The following is a 14,976-nucleotide window of genomic DNA, read 5'->3' as shown; positions in this document are numbered from 1 at the left end:
CCTTCTCGAACACATCTTGCCGTGGGGGCTGCGCGATGCTTCGGGAGGAGATCTATTTCACTGTCGTGGTGGTCTCGATCGTACTGGCCATCGACCTGATGGCTCTGTACGTCTATTTCAAGCGCAGACCGTAGGGGCTGTTCGTTCAATGAACCTGGGTATCCCATTACCCAGGTCCGGGGAAAGATCCAAACCATCGGCCGTCAAAAGGTGGAGCGGTCATCACACAGGCCTGGCGGCAACTTACCGCGTCACTATACCTTTGGTGAAAATCGCCCGACGTTCGAGTCGATCAATCACCTGATGCTTGGCAACTTCATAGGTCTGGTCAAATGCCTTGCGGTCCACGTGTGGAAAGTACTTCGCAAGGCAGTGCGCTACGAGGTCGTCAAAAGCCGATTCTGTGATGTAGCGGTAGATATGGCGCAGATACAGGAAGCCAAACTGAAAGCCCAGGGTTTCACTGAAGTATGCAGTCGGTGTGAAGAAGCCGTTTTCCAGATCGATCGCCTGGGCAGGTCCAGAGCCGTGCAAGGGCAGCATGACGTTAGCCGCCCATAGGTCCATGTGGGAGATGCCGTGGTTGTGTAGTTCATGCAACAGCTCGGCGGTGGCCTCGATGACGGTGCGAACGGCTTGTGGGTTGGCCCGGATGAGCGCCATACCATCGATATGGTCGGCCAGGGATCGGCTGATGATGAAAAAGTCCTTCATCAGGCCGAGCTTGCAACGACTGTAGCCGTAGCCAACCAGAGGCGGAACCCGGGCGCCGCGACGGGTTGCCTCGCGGGTGTTGATCAGCTCTTCCAGGGGCCAGTCGTACATGCCATTGCGCTTGGCCGTGAAACGTTGCATGCGCCACTTTTTCTTGAACGAATCAAGCGGCTCGCGCTTGAAGAACAACGCGCTATCGGTGCACTCGAGCGGGGCGCTCATCCGTTTGGCGCCAGAGGGTTGCTCAATCAGGCGTATCAGCGCTTGTCGAGTGGGTGACGGGACGGGTGAGCGAAAATACAGCGTCGTGCGCTGATGTTTCACGCTGTGGCAGAACTCGTTGAAACAAAACTGAGCATTGCGTAACACGCTTCTTCCTTGATGGTGTCAATAGGCTATCAATTTTCGATTTTCACATTACTTTCACATTTTTCCTATCCCTGGAACACTTTGGTTTTACCTGTCTAGCCACAACCCAGCCAGGCCATGGATAATCCGGCCGTTCAACGACAAGGTGTTGTATCCGTGGAAACGAAAAGCTTGATGGCCGAAGTGTTCTTCAGCCTGCCCACGCATATCTGGGTTCTGCCAGTGGCGGCTGTTATCGCCTATTTCGGATTGAAAATGGCCGAGGTTTCCAGCAAGCGAACGAATGCGCTTCGGCTCGCCACCTATGCAGCCCTGGTGCTGCTGGCAGTGGTCCCCAACGGCATTCATGCCGTCGCTGCTCCTCCTTTGCAAACCACTGGCGGAGCATTGCTACCTAACTATGCAGGGCTGTTCTATCTCGATGCCTTTTTCGTGTTCGCCGGCTGGGCCATCAGTGGCGTGATTCGCACCCGGACGTGAGCCGTGACAAGTGCGATACTGGCTTTTTGACGGGAGGCTCACAACACGGCGCGAACCTTTTCGAGCCGTTGGAGGTCCAGACCCAGGAAGCCGTCAAATCCATTACATAAGGCTTCGTATTGCCCTGTCGTGCACCGCTGGAAGACAAAGCCATGCCTGAAAGAGAAAAGCGCTACCGTGCCTACCACCTTTTGAGAGAACTCGATTCCTTGACCTCCTCGACCATGAACCAGATCGCCTACGGTCGTGTGGGCGGCGCCGAGTGGAAAGGGATGTGCCAGGCACACCGCAAAGCCTTCGAGGATTGGATGACGTTCGCCGAATCGTTGCTCGAACCGGGCAGCGACAAAACCCCGGACTCTTCCTGACCTTCACGGCAGGTGCAGCACCGGTTGTCCGATTCTCCCCCTTGACCAGTCGTACGTGGTTGCGTGCTGGCAACCATCCGCTATGGTGCCACTACCAACACACATAAGACTAAAGTCGTAGGAGGCGGCATGAGAATTCGCGGTGACGTGTTCTGGTCCTGGGCAGACCCCACTCTTCATCATCGAACGCATGACGAAACGCTCGACAGCGGCTCGTGTATTGACGTGCAGGTTCGATTGTCACGAACCGGTGCGACGCAGATGTTCATCGGCCTTTACGCACCGTCCGGCATGGCCTTGCATGAGGAGGCGTTCGACTCGCGTCCAGGCGAATCGATGACCCGGGCGCTGGCCTGGGGTGTCGGACGCGCCAGGAGGGTGGCAAGCGACCCGGCATTGCAGTCCGGTGGGCGCGCCAGCAAGCCCGCAGTCGTAGCAGTCTGCGGGGGGCGTTGAGTGGTCCACGCGCATTGGGAGCGTCACCGTCTTTGGGCAGACGGTGACGTCCCGTCACGCAGGTCAGTACAACAGCACATTCACCGTGGCGATCACGGTGACCAGAAACAGCACGCCCGCCGCTATTTGTAGCAGCGTCCCGACCACGCGACCGATCCAGGCCCTGAGGGTGCTTTCAATGGCCGGAGCAGGCGGCACGTGCGCTTCACCGCTTGGCAGGGTACTCAGACGCTCGGTGCGTCCGGTAAGCCTGCTGCCGATCTTGCTCATCAGCAACGCCAGGATGAACGCGACCACGCAACCGATCAGGCCATGGCTTTGGATGGTCTGGTAGAGGCTTAGCAGCAGAAACCAGCATTGACGCAGAAACTCAGCCATGGCGGCCACGTTTGTCGGCATACGGTGGGTTTCGGTTTGCCTTGGGTCAGGCGCCTTTCTGCCGATGACCCTGCAACAACAAACGCGATGTTTAACCCAGAATAGCTATTACTTTGGTATGTGCCAGTTTTCAGACAGTGGCCAATCGGGGACTGTAATTGACTGATGTCGTTACAGATATCCAATTAACCAGTCCAGCGGTAATTCCCAGGGCAAGAAAGCGGATGCACCAAGCAACCTCGAAGGGTAGAGTGCCTTGCACCAGTTTTTTCAAGCGAGCAGCTCCGATGTCCTGCGCCTTTACCTTCATTCAGTCTCCCGTTGGGACCCTCACGCTGGTTGCCCGAGGCGATTGCCTGGCTGCGGTGTTGTGGGAGCAGGAGCGGGAAAACCGTGTGCGTCTGGGCGCACTGCACCGGGACGATGGACATCCGACGCTACGGGAGACAGCTCGGCAGTTAGGCGAGTACTTTGCCGGCAGCCGCCAGGGTTTCGAGCTGCCGCTTGATTTTGTCGGCACGGACTTCCAGCGCCAGGTCTGGGCCGCGCTGCTGACCATCCCCTTCGGGCAGACCCGCAGCTACAGCGATATTGCCCGGCAGATCGGCAACCCAAGCGCCGTGCGGGCAGTGGGAGCGGCCAACGGACGCAACCCGATTTCGATCATCGCTCCGTGCCACCGGGTGATCGGCGCATCTGGTGGTCTGACCGGCTTCGCCGGTGGGCTGCAGGCCAAACAGTACCTGTTGGCCCTTGAAGGACGAGAGAGCCTCGCGTTGGATCTTTGAGCCCGTTCAACTCATCCAGAGCACGATCAGGCAACCAATCACCGCCGCCGCCGTCCCGACCACCAGGCTGTACTGCCGATGAGCACGCCGCGCGTAGGGTTGTGTTTCTCGCAGGAACTCTCCAGGTGTAGGAGCGTCCGGTCGGTGGCGTAGTCCTTCGGCCATCTCGGCCACTCGGCCATGAATCAACAGACCGACCAGGTAATGAGTGCAGGCGTAGCAGGCCAGCGCCGTGGCTAAGTACTTCATGGCGCCAGCGCGCCCAAGGTTATGGCTTGGGCAGTCATCGACGTGGTGTCCAGCAGCACCAGCCCCTGGGCGTGTTCATCCAATGCTGCCAAGAGATTCCCTTGGGGGTCCCAGGCGGCGGAATGGCCGGCGCCGACGAAGGTATCGGCCGGCCCTACACAGTTGGCGAGCAACACCGGCATGCCCAGACGCTGGGCAACGTCCGGGTAATGCCGAAAGCCTTCGTCTATGCCCTTGGTTGTCTTGGCCACGCTGACCATATAGATGTCTGCCCCTGCCGAACGAGCCTGCTCGGCATGCTCGATGAACATCGATTCGTAGCAGATGGCCGGTGCGATGCGCTGGTTGCCCACGGTGAACACCAACGGATGCTCGCCAGCGATGAAGAATGGCAGCTCATCATCGTGCAGGCGCTGTTTGGCATAGAAGTGGGGCGGGGCGCCAGGGCGCAGGATGGGCATGCCAATGCAAATCCCGGTGGGGGCCAGCAACGGTAGACCGACGGCCACCGCGATGCCATGGCGGTCACAGAGCGCTTGCAGCGGATCGAGCAGGGAAGTGTCCGATGGTTGCGCCAATTGTTGGGCCAGGGTGGGTTCATAGCCGCTCAAGGACAGCTCGGGGAATACCACCAACTCCGCCCCGCGTGCGACTGCCTGTTCGACGCAGTAGCGGTGACGCTCCAGATTGCCCGGCAGGTCGCCCTTGCCGGAGGCCAGTTGTACAGCACACAGTTTCATGGCGATTCCATCCATGGAGAAAGCGGGAAGGCTGAGAATACTATCGGCCAGCCCGCCCAGGCCACCCCGCGCTGAAGTGATTCAGGAGGCCGGGTGCGGGGCGAAGCGCTGACGGAACCAGTCGGTGAGCATGGCTTTTTCCGCATACAGACGATCGCTGCTGCTGGCCTGGCGGCCGGGGCGGCTGAGGTACATCTTGTCGCTGACGCGCTCCTGGGCGTGTTTTTCCGGTTGCCCGGGCTGGACGAGGGTGTAGCTCAGGTCGATGCTGGGCCAGGTGATCTCGCGCATGAAGCGCACATCGTAGGCCCGGCTGTGCCACGGCTCGAAGCGCCCGGCCAGGTCGATGTCGCGCACATCGATGCGCAGTTGCTGCCCAGGTTGCAGATAGCGCTGGCCGAGCCTGTGCAGATGCTCGGTGAGGGTCTTGATGACGTACGCATCAGCGCCCCTTTCGTAGCCATGGCTATCGAGGCTGGCATCGCGGAACTGCTCGGGATGATCGAAATGCACGTCCACCTGCGCGGTTGGTGCGCCTTGTGCCATGCTGTTGGAGGCCAGCAGCATCAAGACATAGGAGAGGGTGGTACGCATGATGCACCTCCACGGGCACGGACGGATCGCCTCTCTATTTTACGCCTGCCGCTGGGACAGCAGCAGAGGGTGGAAGCAATGAGCCGTTTTCGGCGGGTGAGTGCCAATAACCGTGGCCGCGATCTGGCCGTGGGCGACATCCATGGTCATTTCGAGCGGTTGCAGCGATGCCTGGACGAGGTGGGATTCGATCCTGAGGTGGATCGGCTGTTCAGCGTGGGCGATCTGGTGGACCGGGGGCCGGCCAGCGAGCAGGCGCTGGACTGGTTGGCGCAACCCTGGTTCCACGCGGTACAGGGCAACCATGAGGCGCTCGCCATCGCCCACCTGCGCGGTGGCAGAGTCGATCTGGAGATGTACCGCTCTGCAGGCGGGGGCTGGTTTCTCGACCTTCCTCGTGCCGAACAACAACGCTACGTCGAAGGCTTCGCGCAGATGCCATTGGCGATCGAGGTGCAGACGTCGCTTGGGCTGATCGGCCTCTTGCATGCCGATAGTCCATTTCCCGAATGGTCGACGCTCAAGGCTTTTCTAGAGGCTATGGACGATCCTGAAGTCCGAGAAGTCTGCCAATGGTCGCGTCGACGCCTGCGTGAGGGCGACACCGAGCCGGTCGGTGGCTTGCGCGCCTTGCTGGTCGGCCATACCCCAGTGCTGCGGGTCAAGCAGTTGGGCAACGTCTGGCACCTGGACACCGGCGGCTGGGCCAGCGGCTTTTTCAGTGTGGTGGACCTCAGGACGCTGAGCGTGATCAACCCCAGGCCAGGCGCATGAGCACCGCGCTGGCCAGCAGAATCAACAGCACACCGGAAGCACGCTCCAGCCACGGCAAGACTTGGGCGAAGCGCCGCAGCACCCGGCGATTGCCGATGGCCACCGCCACCAGCAGGTCCCAGCCCAGCACGATTGTGAACATCCACACACCATAGACGAGCTTCCAGCCCGCGCTGCTAGCTGCGAGCATGCTTGCCAGGCTTGCATAGAACAGAGCGTTCTTCGGGTTGAGGATGCCCGAGGTGAAGCCCATTCCCAGGTTCTGTACCCAGCCGTGACCAATACCGACCTCGGCCGATTGCAGGTCGCTGCGCCCGGCATGGCGCAGGAACAGCCCGCCGATAAACAGCAAGTAGGCACAGCCGGCCAGTTGCAACGCGATGAACAGCGCGCTGCCCTCCTGCAGAATGGAGACGCCGGTAAAGGCTATGGCGATGAATACGCCGTTGGCCAGGGCGATCCCCAGGCAAGCACCGCTCGCGGTGCGCCAGCCGGCGGTGGCCGAGGCGCGAGCGACGAGGAAGAAATCGGGACCAGGGGAGAGCAGGGCCAGGAAATGGGCTGCGGCGACGACGAGAAATTGCTCCATGGGTAGGCTTCTGTGGCAAGGAAAGCCGCAGTCTGTCGTCCCAAGCCTTGGGCGGTATTGAAGATAATTGCACGGCGTGTGCTCCAGCGCGCGGAGCGGGTGGGTAGGTTTACCCGCGTGCCCCGACGCCATGTCGATATTGTCCGGGGGTCATGCCCGCGTGCGCCTTGAACACCCGCTGGAAGTGGCTCTGGTCGGCAAAGCCCAGGCGATAAGCCACCTGCGCAAGGTCCTGGCCTTGGCCGAGCAACCCCCGCGCCCGGTTGACCCGCTCATTGAGCAGGTAGGCGTGTGGTGTGAGCCCCGTCGCGGCGCGGAACGCCCGGATCAACTGGTATCGCCCCAACCCGACGTGCCCGGCCAGATGCTCCAGGCTGATTTCGGCCAGCTCGCACGTCTGCAGCATGGCAATCAGCTCGCGCAGGGCTGGGGCGCTCAAGGCAGGGGGCGGGGCAGCATCCAGCGTCGCATGCGCAGCAAAGTCGTGGTCACCGATGAAGGCCACCAACGCGGCTTCCTTCTGCGAGGGTGCCGCGTCGGAAAACAACAATGCATTGAGCTGGCAGAACTGCCGATACACTTCAGCCGAACGCGTGATTCGCGCAGGCGCTCCAGGCTCGGCAGCGCTAACGCCTGACTCCAGTCGCAGGCGTCCCAGCCACTGCGCATCCACATGCACCATCTGATAGCTCCAGGCCTGGCCTGACTCGGGGTTGCAGGCATGCACCCGCTGCGCCGGGACCAGTACCAAGGTGCCGGGCGTCAGGCGCGCCTGGCCGTCGCCCGCGCCGGTGAACCAGCTGAGGCCGGCATCTACCGCACCGATGGAGAACGTCGGATGGCTATGGGCCTTGTAGCAGGCGCGGCTATGGCAGGCGCGCCGGCTTTCCACGAAGGGCAGGGCCGGGTCGCGCCAGATTTCGCTGTTCGAGAGGGTCATGCAGGGCCTGCTTCGCCGAGTGCCGGAGCACGCAGTCTAAACTGCTGGCCACTGTTCCGGCCATTCACTGCGCCACTGTACTTGACGCAATGCACACCCGGCGCGAGGCTGCCGAGGTCCCGAAGGAGAAGAAAAATGGACCTGTCGAGCTTGCTGCTGTTCATCCCCGCCTGTTTCGCCCTGAACATGGCGCCTGGCCCCAACAACCTGTTGTCGCTGCACAACGCCAGCCGCTATGGCCTGCGCACCGCCTGCATGGCCGGCATCGGCCGGTTGCTCGCCTTCAGCGGCATGATCGCCCTGGCTGCCATGGGCCTGGCGGTGGTGTTGCACACCAGCGAATACCTGTTCTTGATCATCAAGGTGCTGGGCGCAGCGTACCTGTTCTACATCGCCTGGCAGCTGTGGCGGGCGCCGGTGGGTGAGGCGGTCGTGGCGAGTGACCATCCACGTGGTACCTGGCGCCTGGCCCGTCAGGAGTTCTGGGTGGCAGCGGGCAACCCGAAAGCCATCCTGATCTTCACCGCATTCCTGCCGCAGTTCGTCTCGGTGGGCAGTGCCATGCCGGTCGCCGAGCAATTCCTCTGGCTGGGCGTTATGTTCCTGCTGCTGGAATGGGCGGCCATCGCGATTTATGCGGGCCTTGGGGCGTACATGCAGCGCTGGTTCGAGCGCCCAGGGCCGCGCCGGGTGTTCAACCGGGTCAGTGCGTCGTTGTTGGGGTGTGCGGGGTTGGGGCTTTTGGCGGCGCGGCGCTGAGGTCAGTCGCGATAGAACGTCTGCACCAGGTGATACCCAAACTTGGTCTTGATCGGCCCATGTACCACGCGCAGGGCCTTCTTGAAGATCACTTGGTCGATGGCGCCTACCAACTGGCCTGGGCGGACTTCGCCCAGGTCGCCCCCGCGTTTGCCCGAGGGGCAGGTGGAGAATTTCTTGGCCAGCACATCGAAGGCTTCGCCCTTGGCGATCCGTTGCTTGAGCTGTTCGGCTTCGGCAGCGGTCTTGACCAGGATGTGGCGGGCTTGGGCTTTCATGGGACACCTGTGCTTCGGGCAAAAAAGGGCGCCATTATGCCTGATCGCGCAGCTCTGCGCGGTCTCGGAATTGCGCCAGGGCTTCGGGGTTGGCCAGGGCGTCGGTGTTCTTCACCGGCAGGCCATGGACCACGTTGCGGATCGCCAGCTCCACCAGCTTGCCGCTGATGGTGCGCGGGATGTCGGTGACCTGAACGATCACGGCCGGAACATGACGGGGCGTGGTGTATTGACGGATCACCTGGCGAATGTGCTGGCGTAGGGCATCGTCCAGTTGCAGCCCCTCGCGCAGGCGCACGAACAGGACTACGCGCACGTCGTTGTGCCAGTCCTGGCCGATGGCGACGCTTTCGACCACTTCCTCGACCTTTTCCACCTGGCGGTAGATTTCCGCCGTGCCGATGCGCACACCGCCGGGATTGAGCACCGCGTCCGAACGGCCATGGATGATCATGCCGCCCTCAGCGTTCTGCTCGGCGTAATCGCCCTGGGCCCAGACGCCGGGGTACTGACTGAAGTAGGCATCGTGGTAGCGGCTGCCGTCGTTGTCACCCCAGAAGCCCACTGGCATGGACGGGAAGTTGCGGGTGCAGACCAGCTCGCCTTTCTCGCCGATCACGGGCTGGCCGTGCTCGTTCCACACCTCCACAGCCATGCCCAGGCCTTTGCACTGGATCTCGCCACGGCGTACCGGCAGCACGGGGTTGCCGAGCACGAAGCACGAGACGATGTCGGTGCCGCCAGACATCGAAGCCAGGCACAGGTCGGGTTTGATCTTGCGGTAAACGTAGTCGTAGCTGTGGGGCGAGAGCGGTGAGCCGGTGGACATGATCAGGCGCAGGCTGTTCAGGCGATGGCTTTTGGCAGGCTCGAGGCCTTCCTGCTCCAGGGCGGCCAGGTATTTGGCGCTGGTGCCGAAAGCGTGGATGCGTTCGGCGTCGATCAGGTCGAGCAGACGCTGTGGGCCTGGGTGGAAGGGCGAGCCATCGTACAGCACCAGGGTGGCCCCGACCGCCAGGCCGCTGGCTAGCCAGTTCCACATCATCCACCCGCAAGTGGTGTAGTAGAACAAGACGTCGTCGGCCTTGAGGTCGTTGTGCAGGCCGTGCTCCTTCAGGTGTTGCAGCAGTACGCCGCCGGCGCGGTGGACGATGCACTTGGGCACGCCGGTGGTGCCGCTGGAGTAGAGGATGTACAGCGGGTGGTCGAACGGCAGGGCGGTAAAGCGCGGTTCACCACCGGGTTGGTAGAAGCCGCCCCACAGGCTGACGCGCGGGGCAGTGAATTCTTCGCAGTGGGTGTGTGAGCGGGTGTAGGGCACTACCAACAAGTGTTCGAGCTGGGGCAGTTGGGCGGTGACCTGGTTGATCTTTTCGACTTGGTCGATGGTCTTGCCGGCGTACTGGTAGCCGGCGCAGGCGATCAGAAGCTTTGGGGCGATCTGACCGAAGCGGTCGATGATGCCGTGAAGGCCGAACTCCGGTGACGAACTGGACCAGATCGCGCCGAGGCTGGTGCAGGCGAGCATGGCGACCAAGGTTTCCCAGGTGTTGGGCATCACCGAAGCGATTCGGTCGCCGGCCTGGATGCCCAGGGCCTGCAGGGCTTTCTGCATGCCGGCCACATGGGCCGCCAATTGTGCGTGGCTCAGCACCTGGCGCTGGCCGTCCTCGCGTACGGCGACCACGGCGGGGCGGTCATCGCGCCGCATCAGCAGGTGTTCGGCGTAGTTCAAGGTGGCGCCGGGGAACCAGTGCGCATCCGGCATCTGTGGACCTTCGCTGAGGGCCTGGGCGGGCGGGGTGTGCCACTGGACGTGGAAATAGTCGGAAAGGGTCTGCCAGAAAGCCGGGCGTTGCTCGATGCTCCAGCGGTGCAGCGCGGCGTAGTCATTGAGCTGGAGGTTGTAGCGCAGGTTTACTTGGCGGCGGAAGACGTCCATCCGGCTGGCCTGGATCTGCGCCGTGGAGGGGCGCCAGAGCACATCGTTCATGCCGAAACCTCCCACTTTCGATGGAATCCAGAGTCTGTAGGAGCGGGCGAATCCGCTCCTGCAGGGGCTGCGCCTAAAGTGCCGATGCGCAGCCAAATGGCTTTGGCTTTTACTCCACTTTAGCCTTTTGTACGTCCGGCGATGCCGACCAGATGCGATAACGCACTTCGATGTCCTTGGGCACGTACAGCACGACCGGCAGCTTGCTGTTGTAACGCAGCATGAAGCCTTCACCGACCACCGGCACGAAGGCCTCGGTCTTCTTGCCGTCCGGGCAGGCCATCAGTGTGCTGGCGGGGCCACCGACTTTTTCCAGCCGGTAGTAGCTGTAGCCCCAGCCTTCGAGGTTGTGTTCCTCGAGGCTGCCGGCCAGGCGCTGGCGGTTGCAATCGACGGTGAGGGTCTTGCCGGCGAGGATTTCCAGTTGGTAGGCCGACTCGTCGGTTTGGGCCGGCAGGTGGATGACCTGCCGGGTGAAGCCTTTTTCCGCCTCAGGGTAGGGCGCGACGTCTTTGAGCCCGGCGGCCATCACAGGCGCGGCGGCGGCCAAGGTCAGGGAAAGAATCGCGGTCAGTGGGAATGGGCGCATAGGGCCTCCTTGCAATTGAAAACGAATGCAAGACCGCGCCAGATCCCGGCTGCCCCTCACTGGGCCAGCCAACCGCCATCGACGTTCCAGGCGGCGCCACGGACCTGGCTAGCGGCCTCGCTGCACAGGAACAATACCAGCTCTCCCAAGTGCTGGGGCGTTACAAAGGCCACGGAAGGCTGCTTTTCGGCCAAAAGATCGTGCTGCGCTTGCTGAGGGTCGACACCGGCTGCGGCGCGGTCGTCGATCTGTTTCTGCACCAGAGGGGTCAGTACCCAGCCGGGGCAGATGGCGTTGCACGTGACGTTGCTGGTGGCCGTTTCCAGGCCTACGACTTTGGTCAGGCCAACCACTGCGTGCTTGGCAGCCACGTAGGCGGCCTTGCCGGTGGACCCCACCAGGCCGTGCACCGAGGCGATGTTGACGATCCGCCCCCAGCCACGTGCCCGCATGCCCGGCAAGGCAAGCCGGATGCCGTGGAAGACAGCCGAAAGGTTCAGCGCGATGATCTTGTCCCAGGTCTGCACAGGGAACTGCTCCACCGGCGCCACGTGCTGGATGCCCGCGTTGTTGACCAGAATGTCCACGCCGCCGAACTCGCGCTCGGCCAGGGCGAACAGCGCCTCGATCTGGGCCACGTCAGACAGGTCCGCGGGGTGGTGGATCACCTTGACCCCGTGGCGGGCGATTTCGGCGAGTGCCGGGGCCGGGTCGCCGAAGCCATTGAGCAGGATATTCGCCCCAGCGCCGGCCAGCACCTGGGCGATACCCAGGCCAATGCCGCTGGTGGAGCCGGTGACCAGTGCTGTCTTGCCTTTGAGCGTCATGCAGATCTCCTTAGACGATGCCGGTGGCGTAGAAGGTGGCGATGACCACGAAAACTGCCAGGGTCTTGATCAGGGTAATACCGAAAATGTCCTTGTAGGCCTCGCGATGGGTCAGCCCGGTGACCGCCAGCAAGGTGATCACCGCGCCGTTGTGCGGCAAGGTATCCATGCCGCCGCTGGCCATGGCGGCCACACGGTGCAGGACCTCCAGCGGGATGTTCGCGGCGTGGGCTGCGGCGATGAAACTTTCGCTCATGGCCGCCAGGGCGATGCTCATGCCTCCGGAGGCGGAGCCGGTGATGCCGGCGAGCAAGGTGACGGTCACAGCCTCATTGACCAGCGGATTGGGGATGGCGCGCAGGGCATCGGCCAATACCAGAAAGCCCGGTAGCGAGGCGATCACCGCGCCGAAGCCATACTCCGAGGCGGTATTCATGGCCGCCAACAGCGCACCGCTGACGGCGCTCTTGGTGCCCTCGGCCAAGCGTTGGCGGATGGCGCCGAAGGCGCATACCAGCACCATCAGGATGCCCACCAGCAAGGCCGCCTGCACTGCCCAGATCGCGGTGAGCTTGGCCACATCGCTTTGCACCGGCGCACTAATGCCTGGCAGCTGCAACGTATGCGTGGCGCCATACCAGTGAGGAATCCAGTGGGTGAACACCAGGTTCATCACGCCCACCATCACCAAAGGCGACAACGCCAGCCAAGGGTTGGGCAGGGCCAGGTCGTCGGCGGTTTCCGGTTCGTTGCGCAGGTCATTGCCATAGCCTTCGCCGGCGCGCTGTGCCTTGTTGCGCTGGCGGCGCAGGTAAAGCATGCCGACGCTGAACACGAACAGTGTGCCGATCAGCCCCAGCCAGGGCGCGGCCCAGGCCGTGGTGTTGAAAAAGGTGCTGGGGATGATGTTCTGGATCTGCGGGGTGCCGGGCAGGGCGTCCATGGTGAAAGAGAACGCGCCCAAGGCGATGGTCGCCGGGATCAGGCGTTTGGGAATGTTGCTCTGGCGGAACATCTCGGCCGCGAACGGGTACACCGCGAACACCACCACGAACAACGATACGCCGCCGTAGGTGAGCAGCGCGCACACCAGAACGATCACCAGCATGGCCTGGCGTGTGCCCAGCAAGCCAATGGCGGCGGCGACGATCGAGCGCGAGAAGCCGGAGAGCTCGATCAGCTTGCCGAACACAGCACCGAGCAAGAACACCGGGAAGTACAACTTGATGAAGCCGACCATTTTTTCCATGAACACGCCCGTGAAGGTCGGGGCCACAGCCGCAGGGTCGGTGAGCAGGACAGCGCCGAGGGCGGCAATGGGGGCGAAGAGAATGACGCTGTAGCCGCGATAGGCAGCCAACATCAACAGGGCCAGGGCAGCGAGGGCGATGAGCACAGTCATCGAGGGTGTCTCCAAGTCGTTGTTTTTATGGTTGACCGAGGAGATAGCGGGATTCGTGCCAGATTTGTAACGTATTGATTTGTAAGGGTTTTATCGAATTATTGCCTGCAGGTGTCTCACAATCGAGACGGTTGGGGCTGCTGCACAGCCTGTCGCAGGCGTTGCCAACGCCCACAACAGGTGGCGCTTCGTCTCTCTCTGCAGGCGCTGGCGAGGCCTGCAATGGACCGCAAAAACGGTCCTACAACAATGTCTCTAGCTGGAGACTTAGGTCTCTTTATAGAGACTGAACCCCCAAGGCGATCATCTTCTTGTACAGCGTAGACCGCCCCAACCCCAGCGCCTTCGCGGCCTGCGGTACATTCCCGGCGCAACTGGCCAGGGCATCGGCGATCAATTTGCGCTCGAATGCCTCGCACGCCTCCCGATACCCCTGAGGTACTGCACCCGCTGGCGCGACGGGGCTCAACGGCCCCAGCGCCGAGCGCACATCGTCCACTCCCAGGCGCGGCTGATCCGCCAGCAGCGTCGCACGCTCCAGCACATTGCGCAGTTCACGGATATTGCCAGGCCAGGCGTGGCGTGCCAGCAATGCCTGGGCGTCGGGCTCGAGCTCGTACTGAGTGCCAAGCTCGGCCAGGATTGCCTCGCACAGCGCCGGCAGATCGCCCAGGCGTTCGCGCAGGGGCGGTACCTCGATGGGCAGCACGTTGAGCCGGTAGTACAGGTCGGCGCGAAACGCGCCGCTGGCCATGGCCGCCTGCAGATCGATGGAGGTGGCGGCAATGATGCGTACGTCGCTGCGCAGCATCTGGTTTGAGCCGACCGGTTCGTATTCCTTCTCCTGCAATACCCGCAGCAGCTTGCTTTGCAGGGCCAATGGCATATCGCCGATCTCGTCGAGAAACAGCGTACCGCCCTCGGCCAATTGCAGCTTGCCGCTGCGCCCCTTGCGGTCGGCCCCGGTGAAGGCGCCAGGAGCGGTGCCGAAGAATTCGGCCTCCAGCAGCGTTTCGGGAATGGCCGCGCTGTTGACGCTGACGAACGCCTTGTGCGCCCGGGCCGAGGCAGCATGGATGGCATGGGCCAGCAGCTCCTTGCCGGTGCCGGTTTCGCCCAGTAGCAATACCGGGGAATCGCTGCCTGCACCACGGCGCGCCCTGCGCTTGGCCTCCAGGCTCGCGGCGCTGGTGCCGACGAACTGGGCGAAGCTGTACTTGGCCTGGCGTGCGCGCAGTTGCGAGCGGGTCGAGGCCAGTTCCTGCTGCATGCTCGCGTAGCGCTTGAGCAGCGGGGAGAGGCTGCGCAGTTCATCGAACAGGGCAAAGCCGATGGCGCCGATCAGCTCGTCGCGATCGTCATGGATGGGCAGGCGCATCACCACCAGCGGCTCGTTGGGTGTGTCGAGCATGTCCAGCAGGATCGGCCGGCCATTGCTCACCACATCGCGCATCAGGCTGCCCGGGATCACCGCCTCGCAGGGCTGGCCAATGGCGCTGGCCGCATCGGGCAGGCCGAAACGCCGGGCGTAGCGCTCATTCATCCAGACGATCCGTGCCTGGCGATCGACGATCACCGTGCCTTCGCTGGACTGCTCGATGATCTCGAACAGCGAGCGGATCGCCAGTTGCCGAACCTGGGGATAGTCCTTGAGGCTGTCGCTTTCTTGCATGGGCTGGGCCTTTGAAA

The 14,976-nt window shown here is 62.6% G+C and carries 19 protein-coding genes; 6 read left to right on the top strand and 13 right to left on the bottom strand.

Annotated elements, in window-relative coordinates; translation table 11 throughout:
• Positions 1-243: 243 nt before the first annotated feature.
• A complete protein-coding gene (locus DQ397_RS12950) occupies positions 244-1,083 on the bottom strand; it encodes a lipopolysaccharide kinase InaA family protein (protein ID WP_043211884.1) in 840 nt (279 codons plus the stop codon).
• 183 nt (positions 1,084-1,266) lie between these two features.
• Here DQ397_RS12950 and DQ397_RS12945 point away from each other — a divergent pair, with 183 nt between their 5' ends.
• From DQ397_RS12945 to DQ397_RS12935, 3 genes are all read left to right on the top strand, one after another.
• Positions 1,267-1,563, top strand: coding sequence for a hypothetical protein (locus DQ397_RS12945; RefSeq protein ID WP_043211913.1), 297 nt, complete (start codon positions 1,267-1,269; stop codon positions 1,561-1,563).
• A gap of 152 nt (positions 1,564-1,715) precedes the next feature.
• A complete protein-coding gene (locus DQ397_RS12940; protein WP_043211886.1) occupies positions 1,716-1,931 on the top strand; it encodes a hypothetical protein in 216 nt (71 codons plus the stop codon).
• Positions 1,932-2,060: 129 nt separating this feature from the next.
• Positions 2,061-2,387: a hypothetical protein gene (locus DQ397_RS12935; protein WP_052352471.1), complete on the top strand. Its 327-nt coding sequence runs from the start codon at positions 2,061-2,063 to the stop codon at positions 2,385-2,387.
• A gap of 63 nt (positions 2,388-2,450) precedes the next feature.
• Here the strand turns inward: DQ397_RS12935 and DQ397_RS12930 are convergent, their stop codons facing one another.
• Positions 2,451-2,765 carry a hypothetical protein gene (locus DQ397_RS12930; RefSeq protein WP_148921560.1) on the bottom strand — a complete coding sequence of 105 codons (315 nt, stop codon included), beginning with the start codon at positions 2,763-2,765 and terminating at the stop codon, positions 2,451-2,453.
• Positions 2,766-3,052: 287 nt separating this feature from the next.
• Here DQ397_RS12930 and DQ397_RS12925 point away from each other — a divergent pair, with 287 nt between their 5' ends.
• Positions 3,053-3,553 carry a methylated-DNA--[protein]-cysteine S-methyltransferase gene (locus DQ397_RS12925; protein WP_043211889.1) on the top strand — a complete coding sequence of 167 codons (501 nt, stop codon included), beginning with the start codon at positions 3,053-3,055 and terminating at the stop codon, positions 3,551-3,553.
• Positions 3,554-3,559: 6 nt separating this feature from the next.
• Here the strand turns inward: DQ397_RS12925 and DQ397_RS12920 are convergent, their stop codons facing one another.
• The 3 genes from DQ397_RS12920 to DQ397_RS12910 form a co-directional block, all read right to left on the bottom strand.
• Entirely contained in the window at positions 3,560-3,802 is a 243-nt protein-coding gene (locus DQ397_RS12920; protein WP_080642107.1) for a hypothetical protein, read from the bottom strand.
• A complete protein-coding gene (locus DQ397_RS12915) occupies positions 3,799-4,542 on the bottom strand; it encodes a carbon-nitrogen hydrolase family protein (RefSeq protein ID WP_043211891.1) in 744 nt (247 codons plus the stop codon). Before DQ397_RS12915 ends, DQ397_RS12920 begins: the two co-directional genes overlap by 4 nt.
• A gap of 81 nt (positions 4,543-4,623) precedes the next feature.
• Positions 4,624-5,136 (bottom strand): DUF3016 domain-containing protein, encoded by a 513-nt coding sequence (locus tag DQ397_RS12910; RefSeq protein WP_043211893.1) that lies wholly within the window; start codon positions 5,134-5,136, stop codon positions 4,624-4,626.
• Positions 5,137-5,214: 78 nt separating this feature from the next.
• On the opposite strand from DQ397_RS12910, the gene DQ397_RS12905 reads away from it, so the two are divergent.
• Complete coding sequence (locus DQ397_RS12905) at positions 5,215-5,910, top strand: metallophosphoesterase (protein WP_043211895.1); 696 nt, start codon at positions 5,215-5,217, stop codon at positions 5,908-5,910.
• Here DQ397_RS12905 and DQ397_RS12900 read toward each other — a convergent pair.
• Both DQ397_RS12900 and DQ397_RS12895 read right to left on the bottom strand, forming a co-directional pair.
• Positions 5,888-6,499 carry a LysE family translocator gene (locus DQ397_RS12900; protein ID WP_043211897.1) on the bottom strand — a complete coding sequence of 204 codons (612 nt, stop codon included), beginning with the start codon at positions 6,497-6,499 and terminating at the stop codon, positions 5,888-5,890. The genes DQ397_RS12905 and DQ397_RS12900 overlap by 23 nt on opposite strands.
• 109 nt (positions 6,500-6,608) lie before the next feature.
• Complete coding sequence (locus DQ397_RS12895) at positions 6,609-7,439, bottom strand: AraC family transcriptional regulator (protein ID WP_102082063.1); 831 nt, start codon at positions 7,437-7,439, stop codon at positions 6,609-6,611.
• Positions 7,440-7,574: 135 nt separating this feature from the next.
• On the opposite strand from DQ397_RS12895, the gene DQ397_RS12890 reads away from it, so the two are divergent.
• On the top strand, positions 7,575-8,198 hold the full coding sequence (locus tag DQ397_RS12890; protein WP_043211899.1) for a LysE family translocator: 624 nt from the start codon (positions 7,575-7,577) through the stop codon (positions 8,196-8,198).
• A gap of 2 nt (positions 8,199-8,200) precedes the next feature.
• On the opposite strand, the gene DQ397_RS12885 is transcribed toward DQ397_RS12890, so the two are convergent.
• The 6 genes from DQ397_RS12885 to DQ397_RS12860 form a co-directional block, all read right to left on the bottom strand.
• Positions 8,201-8,476 carry a peptidylprolyl isomerase gene (locus DQ397_RS12885; protein ID WP_043211902.1) on the bottom strand — a complete coding sequence of 92 codons (276 nt, stop codon included), beginning with the start codon at positions 8,474-8,476 and terminating at the stop codon, positions 8,201-8,203.
• A 34-nt stretch (positions 8,477-8,510) separates the two neighbouring features.
• Positions 8,511-10,469 (bottom strand): acetoacetate--CoA ligase, encoded by a 1,959-nt coding sequence (locus DQ397_RS12880; RefSeq protein ID WP_043211904.1) that lies wholly within the window; start codon positions 10,467-10,469, stop codon positions 8,511-8,513.
• A 109-nt stretch (positions 10,470-10,578) separates the two neighbouring features.
• On the bottom strand, positions 10,579-11,058 hold the full coding sequence (eco, locus tag DQ397_RS12875; protein ID WP_043211906.1) for a serine protease inhibitor ecotin: 480 nt from the start codon (positions 11,056-11,058) through the stop codon (positions 10,579-10,581).
• Between the two features lie 56 nt (positions 11,059-11,114).
• Positions 11,115-11,885 (bottom strand): 3-hydroxybutyrate dehydrogenase, encoded by a 771-nt coding sequence (gene hbdH, locus DQ397_RS12870; RefSeq protein ID WP_043211908.1) that lies wholly within the window; start codon positions 11,883-11,885, stop codon positions 11,115-11,117.
• A 10-nt stretch (positions 11,886-11,895) separates the two neighbouring features.
• Positions 11,896-13,287, bottom strand: a complete 1,392-nt coding sequence (locus tag DQ397_RS12865) for a GntP family permease (RefSeq protein WP_148921559.1) — start codon at positions 13,285-13,287, stop codon at positions 11,896-11,898.
• Positions 13,288-13,564: 277 nt separating this feature from the next.
• Entirely contained in the window at positions 13,565-14,959 is a 1,395-nt protein-coding gene (locus tag DQ397_RS12860; RefSeq protein ID WP_043214532.1) for a sigma-54-dependent Fis family transcriptional regulator, read from the bottom strand.
• Positions 14,960-14,976 lie beyond the last annotated feature (17 nt).

Origin of the sequence: Pseudomonas sp. CK-NBRI-02 (genome assembly GCF_008124495.1) — a bacterium.
Lineage (GTDB): Bacteria > Pseudomonadota > Gammaproteobacteria > Pseudomonadales > Pseudomonadaceae > Aquipseudomonas > Aquipseudomonas guariconensis.
This window is presented reverse-complemented; position numbering and strand designations above follow the sequence as displayed.

Coding starts and splice junctions, on each gene's coding strand:
- DQ397_RS12860 (WP_043214532.1), bottom strand. CDS start 14,959: ATGCAAGAAAGCGACAGCCTCAAGGACTATCCCCAGGTTCGGCAACTG.
- DQ397_RS12895 (WP_102082063.1), bottom strand. CDS start 7,439: ATGACCCTCTCGAACAGCGAAATCTGGCGCGACCCGGCCCTGCCCTTC.
- DQ397_RS12880 (WP_043211904.1), bottom strand. CDS start 10,469: ATGAACGATGTGCTCTGGCGCCCCTCCACGGCGCAGATCCAGGCCAGC.
- hbdH (WP_043211908.1), bottom strand. CDS start 11,885: ATGACGCTCAAAGGCAAGACAGCACTGGTCACCGGCTCCACCAGCGGC.
- eco (WP_043211906.1), bottom strand. CDS start 11,058: ATGCGCCCATTCCCACTGACCGCGATTCTTTCCCTGACCTTGGCCGCC.
- DQ397_RS12930 (WP_148921560.1), bottom strand. CDS start 2,765: ATGGCTGAGTTTCTGCGTCAATGCTGGTTTCTGCTGCTAAGCCTCTAC.
- DQ397_RS12920 (WP_080642107.1), bottom strand. CDS start 3,802: ATGAAGTACTTAGCCACGGCGCTGGCCTGCTACGCCTGCACTCATTAC.
- DQ397_RS12890 (WP_043211899.1), top strand. CDS start 7,575: ATGGACCTGTCGAGCTTGCTGCTGTTCATCCCCGCCTGTTTCGCCCTG.
- DQ397_RS12865 (WP_148921559.1), bottom strand. CDS start 13,287: ATGACTGTGCTCATCGCCCTCGCTGCCCTGGCCCTGTTGATGTTGGCT.
- DQ397_RS12885 (WP_043211902.1), bottom strand. CDS start 8,476: ATGAAAGCCCAAGCCCGCCACATCCTGGTCAAGACCGCTGCCGAAGCC.
- DQ397_RS12940 (WP_043211886.1), top strand. CDS start 1,716: ATGCCTGAAAGAGAAAAGCGCTACCGTGCCTACCACCTTTTGAGAGAA.
- DQ397_RS12900 (WP_043211897.1), bottom strand. CDS start 6,499: ATGGAGCAATTTCTCGTCGTCGCCGCAGCCCATTTCCTGGCCCTGCTC.
- DQ397_RS12935 (WP_052352471.1), top strand. CDS start 2,061: ATGAGAATTCGCGGTGACGTGTTCTGGTCCTGGGCAGACCCCACTCTT.
- DQ397_RS12925 (WP_043211889.1), top strand. CDS start 3,053: ATGTCCTGCGCCTTTACCTTCATTCAGTCTCCCGTTGGGACCCTCACG.
- DQ397_RS12915 (WP_043211891.1), bottom strand. CDS start 4,542: ATGAAACTGTGTGCTGTACAACTGGCCTCCGGCAAGGGCGACCTGCCG.
- DQ397_RS12905 (WP_043211895.1), top strand. CDS start 5,215: ATGAGCCGTTTTCGGCGGGTGAGTGCCAATAACCGTGGCCGCGATCTG.
- DQ397_RS12910 (WP_043211893.1), bottom strand. CDS start 5,136: ATGCGTACCACCCTCTCCTATGTCTTGATGCTGCTGGCCTCCAACAGC.